The sequence below is a fragment of the Ruegeria sp. HKCCA4008 genome (assembly GCF_013033125.1).
Classification (GTDB): domain Bacteria; phylum Pseudomonadota; class Alphaproteobacteria; order Rhodobacterales; family Rhodobacteraceae; genus Ruegeria.
This window is the reverse complement of record NZ_WQDM01000008.1, coordinates 1-13246: the sequence shown is the minus strand read 5'-3', so window position 1 is coordinate 13246 and position 13246 is coordinate 1. Positions and strand designations below refer to the sequence as shown.

General features: G+C 51.0%; 14 protein-coding genes and 1 tRNA gene. 9 read left to right on the top strand and 6 right to left on the bottom strand.

The genetic code is table 11. The annotated features are described in order from the left end of the window. Genes GOW60_RS16160 through GOW60_RS16150 form a run of 3 tightly spaced genes read left to right on the top strand, consistent with a single transcriptional unit; the run spans window position 1 to window position 2079 of the window. Window positions 1–591 (top strand): helix-turn-helix domain-containing protein, encoded by a 591-nt coding sequence (locus GOW60_RS16160; RefSeq protein WP_171230073.1) that lies wholly within the window; start codon window positions 1–3, stop codon window positions 589–591. Continuing rightward, window positions 581–1363, top strand: a complete 783-nt coding sequence (locus GOW60_RS16155; protein WP_171230072.1) for a terminase large subunit domain-containing protein — start codon at window positions 581–583, stop codon at window positions 1361–1363. Before GOW60_RS16160 ends, GOW60_RS16155 begins: the two co-directional genes overlap by 11 nt. Beyond that, the gene (locus tag GOW60_RS16150) at window positions 1348–2079 is read left to right on the top strand and encodes a hypothetical protein (protein WP_171230071.1); all 732 of its coding nucleotides are present in this window, start codon (window positions 1348–1350) and stop codon (window positions 2077–2079) included. The genes GOW60_RS16155 and GOW60_RS16150 overlap by 16 nt, the downstream gene beginning before the upstream one ends. Window position 2080: 1 nt before the next feature. Here the strand turns inward: GOW60_RS16150 and GOW60_RS16145 are convergent, their stop codons facing one another. The 6 genes from GOW60_RS16145 to GOW60_RS16120 form a co-directional block, all read right to left on the bottom strand. Then, window positions 2081–2515 (bottom strand): hypothetical protein, encoded by a 435-nt coding sequence (locus GOW60_RS16145; RefSeq protein ID WP_171230070.1) that lies wholly within the window; start codon window positions 2513–2515, stop codon window positions 2081–2083. Between the two features lie 83 nt (window positions 2516–2598). Then, on the bottom strand, window positions 2599–3765 hold the full coding sequence (locus tag GOW60_RS16140; RefSeq protein WP_171230069.1) for a hypothetical protein: 1167 nt from the start codon (window positions 3763–3765) through the stop codon (window positions 2599–2601). Next, window positions 3765–5033 (bottom strand): hypothetical protein, encoded by a 1269-nt coding sequence (locus GOW60_RS16135; RefSeq protein WP_171230068.1) that lies wholly within the window; start codon window positions 5031–5033, stop codon window positions 3765–3767. Before GOW60_RS16135 ends, GOW60_RS16140 begins: the two co-directional genes overlap by 1 nt. Window positions 5034–5163: 130 nt before the next feature. Then, on the bottom strand, window positions 5164–5892 hold the full coding sequence (locus GOW60_RS16130) for a hypothetical protein (protein ID WP_217355599.1): 729 nt from the start codon (window positions 5890–5892) through the stop codon (window positions 5164–5166). Then, window positions 5885–6448: a Panacea domain-containing protein gene (locus tag GOW60_RS16125; RefSeq protein WP_371813370.1), complete on the bottom strand. Its 564-nt coding sequence runs from the start codon at window positions 6446–6448 to the stop codon at window positions 5885–5887. The genes GOW60_RS16130 and GOW60_RS16125 overlap by 8 nt, the downstream gene beginning before the upstream one ends. A gap of 150 nt (window positions 6449–6598) precedes the next feature. Further along, a tRNA-OTHER gene (locus GOW60_RS16120) sits at window positions 6599–6658 on the bottom strand. 163 nt (window positions 6659–6821) lie between these two features. Between GOW60_RS16120 and GOW60_RS16115 the strand changes: the two genes are divergently transcribed. The 6 genes from GOW60_RS16115 to GOW60_RS16090 all read left to right on the top strand — a co-directional run bounded on the left by GOW60_RS16115 (window position 6822) and on the right by GOW60_RS16090 (window position 12712). After that, complete coding sequence (locus GOW60_RS16115; protein WP_171230066.1) at window positions 6822–7997, top strand: site-specific integrase; 1176 nt, start codon at window positions 6822–6824, stop codon at window positions 7995–7997. A gap of 52 nt (window positions 7998–8049) precedes the next feature. Next, window positions 8050–8841, top strand: a complete 792-nt coding sequence (locus GOW60_RS16110) for a helix-turn-helix domain-containing protein (protein WP_171230065.1) — start codon at window positions 8050–8052, stop codon at window positions 8839–8841. Further along, the gene (locus GOW60_RS16105) at window positions 8816–10360 is read left to right on the top strand and encodes a GNAT family N-acetyltransferase (protein ID WP_171230064.1); all 1545 of its coding nucleotides are present in this window, start codon (window positions 8816–8818) and stop codon (window positions 10358–10360) included. The genes GOW60_RS16110 and GOW60_RS16105 overlap by 26 nt, the downstream gene beginning before the upstream one ends. Further along, the gene (locus GOW60_RS16100; RefSeq protein WP_171230063.1) at window positions 10357–10896 is read left to right on the top strand and encodes an AAA family ATPase; all 540 of its coding nucleotides are present in this window, start codon (window positions 10357–10359) and stop codon (window positions 10894–10896) included. The genes GOW60_RS16105 and GOW60_RS16100 overlap by 4 nt, the downstream gene beginning before the upstream one ends. 161 nt (window positions 10897–11057) lie before the next feature. Beyond that, window positions 11058–12179 carry a hypothetical protein gene (locus GOW60_RS16095; RefSeq protein ID WP_171230062.1) on the top strand — a complete coding sequence of 374 codons (1122 nt, stop codon included), beginning with the start codon at window positions 11058–11060 and terminating at the stop codon, window positions 12177–12179. Between the two features lie 14 nt (window positions 12180–12193). Then, window positions 12194–12712 (top strand): GNAT family N-acetyltransferase, encoded by a 519-nt coding sequence (locus tag GOW60_RS16090; protein ID WP_217355598.1) that lies wholly within the window; start codon window positions 12194–12196, stop codon window positions 12710–12712. Window positions 12713–13246: the final 534 nt, after the last annotated feature.

The window sequence follows — 13246 nt, the reverse complement described above, 5'->3', positions numbered from 1 at the left end:
ATGGCTGGCAACAAGGGCAGCGGTCGCCCCAACACAATCAATATCCACCCCGAGAAGAAGACGATCATCAAGCAGATCGTTCTCGGGGAACACGGTATGCCCGGAGGCATGTCGAAGGCGGCAGTTGCGCGTCGGATCGGTTTGTCGCCTGAAACGATCACCCGATACCGAAAGGATCATATCACCGAAGAAATGGTGAGGGCGATCTTGGCCGATGCGCGGATCGAGAAGGTCGAAGCCGACACCGAAATCCTGAATGACGAACGGATGGACGTTGCCCGAACCTACGAGTCACTGGCGCGGCGGGTCGAACGGCTCATCACTAAGGCCGAAGACAACGAGGATGACGGGTTTGCGCTCGCCGCGATGGAAGGTTTGCGCAAGGTGCTGCGGGACATCGCCACCATGCACGGCAAGATGGCAACTGATCTTTCTGTGTCGGTCACGCTTTCGGAGTCGCCTGAGTGGGTCACGCTCAAGCAAATCATCCGAGATGTCTGCGACGAGGTGCCCGAGGCACGCGAACCGTTTCTACGCCGAATGCGGCACCATGTTCTGTCTGTCAGTCAGGAGAGCGGCGATGCCATTTGACGCGCTACATGACTGGTGCGTTGGCCTCGAACGCGATCTGAACCCGTCGGCGCGCCTCGCCCATTGGATCGGGCATGACCCCGACCCGTGGCAGATCGAGGCATTCACAACGCAGTCGTCCGAGATTGCGCTGCGCGTTGGTCGGCAGGCGGGCAAGACGTCCGTACTGGCCGCGCGCGCCGTCGAGGAATTGCACGTCCCTGAGTCACTAACCATCTGCGTTGCCCCGGCTGAGCGGCAGGCAAAGATCATCGCCCGTGAAATAGGGCAGCAGCTTCGGCGCACGGATTTGGTCATCACGAGATCGACCCTGACTGAACTCGAGATGTCGAACGGCGCGCGCGTTGTCGCGCTGCCGTCCACGTCAGATACGATCCGTGGGTATCCGTCGGTGTCGCTGCTGATCATTGACGAATGCGCCTTCCTGCAAGGTGAAGGCGGCGGCGAAGACCTGATCTCGTCTGTGCTGCCGATGCTGACGCAGGATGGGCAGGTGTATTTCAGCAGCACACCCGCAGGTAAGAACAACTACTTCGCGCGGCTGTTCCTCGACGCAAAACCCGGCGACGGCATCCACCGCATCGTCGTGCGCGGGACGGACATTCCAAGGCTGGCCGAGAAGGTCGAACGGATGCGCCGCACGCTATCCGCGACGAAGTTTCGACAGGAAATCTTGGTCGAAATGCTGGCTGACGGGCAGGCGTATTTCGACCTTTCAATCATTGAACAAGCTACAAGCAAGACGGAGAGGGCGATATGTCCACGACTGTAACCGAACCCAAACTAAACCTCGTTTACCACCCAGACGGGCGCGTCATGAACGAGACGGGCAATGATCCCGCCATTCCACGCGTTACTGGTTTTTCGCGATACTGGCTCGCCGCCGATCTTGGGCAGGCGAACGACTATTCGGCGGTTGTTGTCCTCAAGGACGAGGCATTGCCGATCATCGACAACGGCAACTGCATTGTGGGTCCGCGCGAAAGAACGGTTGTCTACGCTGATCGCTTTCGCGGCGTGTCCTATGTCGATGTTGTTGATCACTTGATCCAATTGAAAAACGCACCGCCGTTTGGCGGCAAGACAGCCTTGTGCATCGACGGCACGTCCATTGGCCGAGTGGTCTCGGACATGCTTTGGGAGCAGAATGTGAACCACCATGCGATCCAGATGACGGGAGGGCAGGATTGGTCTCGGAAAGGTCGCTATGTCAATGCAGGCAAAACTCTGATGGTCGAGACAACCGCTGTGCTGTTCGCCTCGGGCGACATCAAGTTTGCCCAAGACTTGCCGCTTCGTCAGGAGATTGAAGAAGACCTTGGATCATTCACTACCGCGACAACGGCTGCGGGCAATCAGATCATCACGCAATCAAGGTCGACTGCGGGGCACGGTGACCTAGGCATTTCGCTGATCGTCGGCGCGTTTGCTTCGCACTACCTGCATCGTCAGCATATCGTCGTCTCGACGCTGCAAGGTTGGTTTTAAGTCAGAAGGGGATTTCATCAATGTCGTCGGGCACAATGAGAGGGTCAGCAGTGAACAGTTCGTCACTGCGCCTGCGATTGTGACGCGCTGCAATCACCCTAAGGTTTTTGGGCACATGTAGGCCACAACGGTAATGGACGTTTGCCCCGGTCTCCTCGTCCAAATGGCAACAATGTAGTGGGACAATGTGATCAACCTGAAATCTCTCGCCACGAACTTCGCTGAGCTTCTGAGCGGCCAGATAGAAGGACAGCATTTCTGCTTTTTGCTCTTTCGTCAGCCATTCGGGCATGGCTTTCCCTGCCCGCTTGCTCGCCATTCGCATCGCATCCTGTGCCCGTTTTCTTTGGGCGCTGCTCAGCTTGGAAAGTTGCTGATCCTCAAGCTCAATCTCGCGTTGCTCGTCGGGGGTTAGTTCTTTTCGCCAATCATTCATATTGGTTAGCTAGGTAGACCTCTACTAAAGAGGGAAGATACTGCGCGAACTTTTTGCTGTTTGGTTCAGGGCAATTTAAGAAATTATTCTGTCGCCTTATCCTCATCCGGTTTTGGTTGATCAAACAAGGGGCCAATATCTTCTATGACGGAATCTTCCATCTTTTCCGTGGCGCGCTTCGCCGCCGTCGAAGAGATCCAGCTCTCAGCGACACTTGAACGATCAATTGCTGAGAAATCCAAGAGCACACCCATAAAGGATTTTTCCTCGTTGGGAAGATCATCGAAGCCCAAAAGCTCTTGGCTGAACGCACGCAACTCTAGCGACCGAGCCAGACGGAACAAGCCGTCGGACTTTAGGTTTTTGAGGATGTGGTCTGCGACAATTTCAGCTGGTATTTTAGAGTAGTCGGACTTGATAGACTGAGCGACTGACTGCGCAACGGCTCGTCCGTTTGTTGCATAACGTTCTATAAGTGCGGTGGCGATCCGCACCTTTTCGAGGCCTCGGTCTTCGTCTTCCTCTCCATACCGAATTACGTTTAAAATGGTCTTTCTACGCTCGTCATACGACTTGAATGAGACCTTTGTCAGCGCGTAATCAAGGGCAATTGCAGAAAATGAAGCGGCGATATAAAGCAGGCGCAAGTTGATTTCCGCGCTGCTTGACTGCGGGTGGCATGAAACCAGGGCATCAGAGAAATCTGCGACATGTTCAAGGGCGCGATTTACAGTTCCGCCACCGAAGTTATCGATTAATGCAGCTTTCAAATCAGCATATGAATTCTGCACTTCTTTGTTTCGCCTAGATCTGTCGAGAGCTTTGATCTTGGTCTGCAAGTCCTCCTCAGATATTCTATTTGGCAGGAGTACTTTGTCACTATCGGCCATCCTTTTTATATCGGCACCGTCCAAGACTGATAGCCCAAGGCGTCTTGACATTTCCTTTAACAGCGGGCGCGTGTCAGTAGTGGCAATGTAAGCCCCATCAACCGCAAGCAGTTCATAGAGACCCTTTGTCCAGAAAAGGCGCTCTACTGCCTTTGGCTTAGTCTTGGACTTGGCGTCGACAATCTGCCGACGTCGAGATGATCCGGTAGGTCGTTCATAAAGCCAAATGTCGACGTCAGTCAGGTCGTCGCCATCTAGTCTTAGGGGCACACCTCGAACTGCATATACCCCCGCCCGAATGAAATAGGCCCTAAGCAGCTCTTCGAGTTCGTAGCCCTTTTGCCCTTTCTTTGCATTCATCAAAGACCCCTCCCGCCGCGCAGCGCACTGAGGATATCCTGTGTCTGCCGCTTACTCGGTTTAGACTGACGCCTACGCAGCGCTTCCCGCGCTTTTTCTGGAGCCGCGTACCCAGACATCGGCGCGCTTGGCGGAACATTTATTGTCTCTGCATTTGCATCGCCCCGTTGCAGCACCTCCAAGGCAAGTTGCCCAATCTCGGTCTTCAACAATTTCATTCGGTACATCCCACCACCGCTAGGTGTCAATTTCACCACTCGGTTTTGTTCAAGTACTCTGTAGTCGTTTCCAATAGCTGTGGCGGGACCGATTGTTCTTCCGGAAATCAAGGCACCAAGTATCCAATCAACACTCAGAATTCGACCCTGAGACGATGGGCGAAGGTTCATTCCGTAGGAAAGCGCAGAGACCAATGCCTTTGCCATGTCAAAACTATCGTCGATGAGGGGGTTTACGAATTTATGAAAAGCTCCCGGTAGCGTTACGAAAGCATGTTCCCCGTTTTCATTAGAAACGGTGTTTACTTCTAGAACCCCGGCCGCCTTTAGTTTCTCAAAAAGAGGTGTTCCGAGGCGAACTTCAATCGTGGACGCTAGGAGGCAACCGGATGATGTTAGCGATTCCGTAACTTCCGCCAATTTTGCTTGTTCAGCACTGCTCAAAGAACCAAGTACGGTCGCTGATTTTGCGACGCTATCGCGTTTAAAAAGGTTTCCGTTGAAGAGCAGGGTGTTGGTTGGATCGTCTCCTTCGATATCCACGAAGCCAATTTCACTTGCTCTAGTAAGGAAATCTGCAGCATCCGCTGATTTCATTTTGAACTTGTCGCCAACGTACTCCTGAGCTTCGGTGAGCAATAATGGAGACTGAGATGCTAATTCACCTATCTCCACAGCCGCAACTTCACGTGACGTCGGAGATGCATCATCGAAAATGTCGGACGCGTGACCGAGGACGCTCCTGGTATTGATACCCAAGACCTGCACTTCATTCGCGGAAGTGTCGATTAACCTGCGACCCTTTAGCAAGTTCAAGTAGTGAGGCAACTCGGTTCTGACGTTTAAGTTTGCCGACCTAGCGATTGCATCAACCTCGGCTTTAGTCAGATTGTCTTCATCTGCTGCGCCAAGCCGCATAAGCAATTCGGCAGCTTTTCCCGACTCGTCCAAAATGGAATACTCGGCGGGAGCCGCAACATCCATCGAGATTTTTCGGGCGTGGTGTACAATCCATGCCCCTTTGGTTTCTTTATCTGCGCTGCCTGTCATGTGCCTTTTGAAATCCTTAGCGGGAGCCTATGTAATTTGACTCCACTTAAACTTGAATAGATCAGTCCGCAATCGCTCCCATCGACCGAACAGGGTAACACCAACAGCTAAAATGAGCGACGAGTGCCAATTAGTCTCCGAACAACGGGCCTGCGCCGGCAGCGCGACGACGCGCCTCTTGTTCCCGCCCTTCAGAGACTTCTCGCCAAATTTCGTAAGTCGTTGCGACCATTCGTTCAAGCTCATCTAGCGGGATCAGATCAACACCCTCGTCAGTAAAAAACCGGGCGGGCCGAAAGCCCTTTTTCTTGTCGCCTGCGTGGCGTTCAGTCGGTTGTCCAAACTTGACAATGCTCAGACGAACCTCTTCGAAGTCAGGATCTTCCACACGAATGCGCTCGTGCATCATTGAGAAAGCAAATTGTCGCGCGATGTCGTTCAGTCCACGGTTTCCACGGGGATCAATGAACGTGGCGTAAGGTGCTTCATCAATCGCCAGAATTGTGGGCAACCACAAGCTCACCTTCCAACCCATACGCATCTGAAACGGGTAGAATTCTTGTCTACGCCCGATGACTTTCTTTTCCTGAGCCAATGCGTGCAATCCGCGTACAACACGCAAATTCGCCAATTCTTCTTTGTCCCAGCGGGCTTGACGTTTGACTTTACGTTCGATCACCGAAAGCTCTGTCGGATCGATACGGTCGAACATTTCGGGGCGAACGTTAAGGATATCTGAGAAATTGGAACGCAGCGGCTTATAGTTGATGCTTGGGTTCCCCAATTTGAACTTTTCAAGCTCATGGCGCTTTTCAGCATCGGGCAGCGGTGCGATGCGTGCCAGATCAATATCAGGCAAAAGGCGTGTCATCTTCAGGTTCTCCTGCTCGTGGTGCCTCTCCCGCGGACACCTTATGATGATGGAATCGTTCTTGGATTACATTATCTGGTATCCGCATACCCAAAGCAACATCTGTTCTCGCTTTGTCCACTATGTAGTGCCAAGGTGAGTTTTTGGCGTGCGATAGGTCCACAAGCCGTCCCGGGGAGAGCCGCCCATATGATCGGACTACATCTCGAACTAATTGCACGACCAATCCATCGTCGGGTGTTTTCAACTCGCGAGGCCGACCAGTCAACGGGTCCTTACCAGCGGCCCGAAATGAAATCGGAGTAGCACCACAGGATTTAAACGCGCGGTACGCTGCCGGATGAACCGGCCCATATTGCCAAGCTTCAAAATAACCTGAGACTAGGGGAGTTTTTGTCTGCCTTAAACGAATGCCGTGTGCAAAATATAGCAACTTCTGAAGCGCAAGATTTGTTACCTTGATACCTTCTCGATCTGCCTCGTCCAGCATGAGGTTCGCAATCGCTCTGGCGTCATATGAACCCGCTGTCATTTGCTTGGCCACCCGTCTGTATTCTTGTTCGTTTTTTGTTCCAGAATCGCAGAATTATTCGCCTCTGGCAAGCTGGCCAAAACTGCGTTGCAAAATCGTTGCAAAAACTCAACTCTACGATTGAGTCTCCAAAATTTTTCTCTTTATTTTCTGGAGGTTCAGTGGTGAGCCGTGCAGGATTCGAACCTGCGACCCACTGATTAAAAGTTAGTTCAAACGGCTTTTCTACGGGCTTCTACGCTGCGCTACATTGGTTCATAACCATTTGAAATACCTGCGTTTTTATTGAGATTCACCCACGCTCTCCTCATACTGTTTGTCACAAAGTGCTACGCCCGGTGGTCGCTAGGTGGTTGCCGTGGCTGTTTTTGAGGAAACAGAACTAATGAAACTGACCAAACGACAAATCGACAATGCCGCATGTGATGAGAACAAAGCGCGTTGTCTTTGGGATGACAATTTAACTGGGTTCGGCGTCAAGCTGTTGCCTTCAGGTGCGAAACGATACTTCGTCAAATACCGCTCTTATGGCGGAGGTCGCCGCGCGAAACAACGTTGGTTCACGATTGGCACACATGGGCAAATCCCGTTTGAGCAAGCAAAGGAGGATGCGCGGCAGATTTTGGCGGCCGTGAAACGCGGTGAAGATCCCCAAGGTGAAAAACTGGCCATACGAGACGCGCCAAAACTTGTGGATGCATGGGAGAAATTCGAGCGCGAGGAGCTGGCCAACAAGAAGCCCGCGACCATCCGCGATTATACCTCGTGTTGGGAGCGGCACATTGCCCCAAGGTTGGGCAGCACCAAAGCTGTAGATGTTTCGCGATCAGACGTTAGCCGCTTACATCAGTCGCTGAGTAATACACCATATCTGGCAAATCGAATGCTAGCCTTGCTGTCATCGTTGATGAACAGATGCGAAGCATGGGAATGGCGAGAGCAAGGAACCAATCCGTGCCGCTTTGTTAAGAAATTTGAAGAGCAACCCCGAGAACGGTACTTGTCTAGCCCGGAACTGGAACGGCTCGGGAAAGCGTTACGCGATTTGGTAGACGAGGGCGCAATTTGGCCAGACGTTGCCAACCTAATCAAGCTCCTGTTGCTGACGGGCGCCCGAAGAAATGAAATCGCCACTTGTGAATGGGGTTGGATCGATTGGGAACGGCAAGTCATCATGCTGCCCGACAGCAAAACCGGAGCGAAACCTCTATTCTTGGGAGACAGTGCGATCGAGGTCTTGCAAAGACAAAAGGTGACTACGCGGGACCCGGCTTCAACTTATGTGTTCCCTGGCAAGAAGCAGAACTACCCACTGGTCAACTTGTCTAAGCCTTGGAAAAGGATCTGCGAGTTCGCGGAACTAAACGACGTTAGGATACACGATCTACGCCACACCGCAGCCAGTATCGCAGTGGGCAAGGGTGTCGCCCTCCCAGTCATCGGACGCCTTCTTGGCCATACACAAACACAAACTACTGCGCGGTATGCGCACGTTGACAACCAGCCTGCACTCGCAGCTGCAAACGCTATCGGAAACGGTGTAGCAGACTGCATCGAATAAAGCTTGCTCGCTGCATCTTGGGGGTGCTACCCTTGACGAAAAGAGGCGAGTGGTGAAAAAACTTTCCGGGAAAATTATTGAAACTAAAGCCTTTTCTGAGGGAGAAATTGAAGTTTCGCTTGGGCGCAGACTGCGGCAACTGAGAGAGCTTGCGGGAATGACGCAAAGCGAATTGGCGGGACAGATCGGCACCAGTCGTTCTGCGATATCACGTGTAGAAAATCATGATGACGTTAGTGTTGCGATGCTCAAAGCGTTAGTCGGTGGGATGGGCGCTAAGCTACGGATCGACGCAAGTTTCGATGCCTCGTCACCCGTAATGCTCAGAATTCGTGAAGCCTTCGACGTTGAGCAAACCGATGACGATCAACTACTGTTCCCAATTTTTGAAGAAGAGCCTTTTAGGACTAGACGCGACGTCGTCTTAAGCATCAAACCTCAGTATTCGACCCCAATATTGGAAGGTGTGAAAACCGTAGAATTGCGGCGCCGCTTTCCTGTCAAAGTACCTAAAGGGACGCTTGCTTACATTTACTCGACCAGCCCGACACGCGCGTTGACTGGAACAGCGTATATTTCAGGGGTCGAAAAAATTTCACTAGAGGAAATGTGGACTAAATATTCTTCAGTCGCTTGCATTAAACGTAGCGATTTCGACGACTATTTTTCGGGCTTAGATCAAGGTATTGCTATTCAACTCGAACATGTCCGCCAGCTGCCGCGTGCTATCGGGCTAGACGAGTTACGCAACCGATTTGAATTCACTCCTCCGCAGTCATTTGTATATGCAAACCCATTGTTGCGAGAAGCCTTAAAGCATGAGTCATCCTCGCTACCTAATTGACACCAACGTATTCATTGGCCTCGAAGATGATCGCGAAATTGACCCGAATTTCTCGCAATTCCTAAAACTTGCTTCGAAACACGGTGCCAAAGTCTTCGTGCACGAAGCTGCAAAAGATGACATTAGCCGAGACACAGATGAGACCCGCAGACGTGTTTCCCTCAGCAAATTTGAGAAATTTACAGCCCTTTCGAAAGTACGTGGGTTAACAGCGGCTGATCTTTCAGCGAAATTTGGCGAATTGCGCAAGCCCAATGATGTCGTCGACGCAACGCTACTACATGCCCTCAGTCTGAATGTTACAGATTTTTTGGTGACAGAAGACCGAAAGCTTCACGAACGGGCGCGAAAACATGCCTCTGAGCTGTCTGACCGCTTGCTATTTGTAGCCGACGCGACCTCGCTTTTGAAATCAACTTTCGAACCGGTCGATGTGCCGATTCGATATATCGAGGAGGTTGAGGCACACACCATCCCATTAGAAGATCCGATATTCGAGAGTCTGCGCCTGGACTATCCATTATTTGATACATGGTGGAAAAAATGCGTAGAGCAATTGCGGAGGTGCTGGATCGTAACCAAACCTGGAGGCGATAGCATCGCAGGTATCCTGGTAAGAAAAAATGAAACCCGCCCAGATACAGATGCGACCCTGCGTGGCGACAAGGTTCTCAAGATCTGCACTTTTAAAGTTCGACCGGAACATCGAGGCATCAAACTTGGTGAATTGCTGCTAAGGCAGGTGCTCTGGTTTGCTCAGAGCAACAGTTACGACGTCGCATATTTGACGACCTATCCGAAACAGGGCGCACTAATCGAACTACTCGAATACTATGGATTTAAGCAAACGGTCGAGCGCACCGATGGCGAACTGGTCTACGAGAAAGCCTTTTCGCCAGACAAGCTGGTCATCCCTAATGGCGAAGCAATTTTTGAGTTTCAAAGAGCGAACTATCCGAGGTTTTCCGCGGAGCCGTTTGTGAGAGGGTACGGCGTTCCAATAAAAGAAGATTATCATGACGAATTATTTCCAGACTTGAAGGACGTCAGGCAGGCAGACATGTTCGAGCAAGTCGGTCTCTCTGGTGGTCCCAGCCGACCGGGAAACACAATCAGAAAAGTTTACCTCAGTCGTTCTGCACTTAATTTGAAACAGCCCGGAGCACTGCTTTTCTTCTACAAAGGTAAGTCCAAGAACCCTCCAACCCAAGCCATCACAGCGGTCGGAGTTTTCGAGCACATGGAAATTGCGCATTCCACTACAGAATTGATGCAGCTTGCCCAAAGGCGGTCTGTTTACAGTGAGGCGCAAATTCAAAAATGGGAAGCGACAGATGACAGACCTGTCAAGGTCATCAACTTCCTACTTACTGGATATTTCGACGAACCGGTCAAACTTGTTGACCTTCAGAGATTTGGCGTGATGCAAAAGCACCCAAGTCAGGCGATATTTCAAATCAACCGAGCCGCCATGGAGGCTCTCCTTCGGCAGCTGAATCTTGGGTTTGAGCTACTATGAAGACTATAGCATTTGTAGGACTTTCCGGCGTCGGTAAATCAACCTTTTTGAAGGCGGCAATGGGCAAAACGTCATTCCTGCATCTTGAAGCCAGTAAGCTCATCAAGGAAGAGCTCAAATTGAGACTATTTCAGAATCAATCTTCTGAAGATTTGCGAACTGGCGCAGTTTTGGACAACCAAGAACTCCTCCTCAGGGCCTTCCACCGAAATGTCGCCGGACAGGAAGAATTAGTCGTGCTGGATGGCCACACGGTTGTAGACACTGGATCAGGGCTACAGAGACTGCCTGCGTCAGTTTTTGATGAAATGGAAGTGAAGTCGATATTTTTCCTTCAGGACGATCCCGGATCGATCCTTTCTCGACGGGCCAATGACACTTCGCGGATTCGCCCCGAAAGAACGATTCAAGAAATCGCAAACCACCAGCAGGTAGCGATTTTGACCGCGGCAGATATAGCGCTCAGCTTGGCCATTCCGATGCATCTGGTGACCCACGACCAAACGAGAGCATTTTTTAAAATAGTGCAACTTTAAGGAGTTTCGAGCATCTTGAATTAAGCTAAAGCTCGTGCAACAACCTGACGGTCGGAACAAATCTAAAGACTTGTGCAAGCGACCTCTCCGGGGCGCAGTTATCTTATACGGATCATACATTTAGGGCGCTCGCCCAACCTTGTCGCAAACTCCAAAAAAGATTGGAAGGACAGTACTTGCACCAAAATCGCAGCGTGGCCGTCTGGTGCCCCACAAAGGCAGGTCAACAAGAAGTGTCGGTCGAGCTTCATTTTAACTTGTGGCGCTTACCAAAACGAAGATGGCGGCGAAAGTTCCAAGACCGTCGTTGGAAAGATGAGAGAGATTTTATTGAGGTCGGGATTCTTCTCGATCACCCCCATCAGGTGAGGGAGATCTGCATGTTTCTTCCCTTTCCCATCGAAAGACGGGACATTGAAGATTGCGGGGCGCTCTTTAGGAACGATAGTATCGCCGAGGGTATTTTTAACGAACAGATTTCTGTTGAAATTCCTTCGGCGCAAAACGGCGCTTATGTTGAACTGAAAACAAACGGTAGCACGTTTTGTCGAGTACACGAGTTTGAAAAGTCTCGCGAGATTATCTCAGAAAATCATCTGGACTTGAAGGATATAGAGCACGGCACACTTCTGAAGATTAATCAAATCGCGGTGGATGCGCCAGCGAACGGTATCTCAGATAAGGGAAAGACCTACTTCCGACTACGTGTGAGGTTACCAGAAAGATCTGAGAGTCCTTTCGTTCAACGCATAAGACCATCAGACTGGGCGCTGCAAAGTGGGTTTGAGGGAATCGAGCTGATAAACTTTAGACTGAATGAAATGCGGACATTGCCGAGTGCTGTGCAGAATTTTTTGAGAAGCACTGGCAATCCGGCAAACGCTAAAGTTCGTCTTATCGCCTTTCTCGCGGCCGTGCCGGCAATTTCGGACATGACCTCATCGAGCACACCTTCGCACAAGAGCCGTACTCTTGAACGTGAAATCTGGGATAAATATGTCAAAAATGGTCTTCCAGATGATGTAGCTGTCTATCATTGGAAAAAGTCCAAAAAACTTGAAGAAAGTGAAAAGCCGATCAACGACTTTTCAGCATTTGTGAAGCTAAAACAACGGCGCGCTGGTCTCGGTACTGTCACAATTTACCTGATAATCGCGTTTGCGTTTGGTATACTCGGGAACCTGACAGCTAGTTGGATCGAAACGCAACGCTCGGTTCATTTAAGTTCCCAAGACGAAGACACTGAGTTAGAAGAAATAACGCCCCAAGCGGAAGAAAATTAGGCGGAGCATAGAAAATGACCATGATTTCTCAGGATTTTTTTGACAATGTATCGTCAGCCCTAACGTCAAGGACGATGTTTGGTGAGGCTTCGAACTTCTCGGCGGAGCATCATAAGACGCTCGCTTTCCTTCTGCCTTTGTCAGAAGATTATCCAAACATTGAACGCTGGTTCACCGACAAAGTGGTACTAGGTGAATTCTTGGGAACTAGACATATTGTGCGATTTGAACGTGACGGCCGCCTTGCAGCGCTGGGCATCGCCAAAGATGAAGATGGTGAAAAAAAGATATGCACCGTTCGCGTCCACCCGGAATACTTTGGTCGCGGCTTAGGTGTGAGAGTCTTTGATCACCTTTTGAATTGGTTGCAAGTGGATAGACCTTTGTTGACGGTGAGCGAAAAAAAGCTGTTGCTGTTCCAACGCCTGTTTGACCACTACGGATTTGTGCAAACTTCTGTGACACCTGATCTTTATAGAAAAGGGGTTTCTGAGCTAGGATTCAATGAGCAGCAACCCCACTTTCAAGCCTGAGCTGGCTGAGCATTATTAGCTTTTCTCTACATGATTGCCGCACACAATTACGTCGAATGATTGATCGCTCCTTTACGCAACTTAGACGTTGTTAAGTGCGGAACGTTACCCAAGTCACTCTCGTTGATCCGCTGCTAACAAATCGTACCTAGCGCAAGAAGAGTACAGCACTGACGCGTAGTCCACGCGTCAGTGCCGCCAACATACACAATATAGCGGAATAGCCATGCTGTGCGCGTTGGAGCGTTGCTCAGCACAGCCGCTTCCACATGCAACAGACTTTGCGAAGCCGCGCACGCCACCCTACGAGAAGCTGCCGCTGAACTCCTCTGAGGGGTTTGGTCTTACCTGCCTAGAAAATCCAGCGTCCGGTTTCTGCGGATCTCGACGTGCTGCGCTGGCAAAATCAATCTTGCTTGCGGAGGTCCGCAAAGCGCTCTTGAGCAGCCTCAACTGACTGGTCCAAGTTGATTGTTAGTGCATCATCGGCCTGTGATCCATCGGGATGATGGTTTCGGGCGCTGGCGGGCGGTA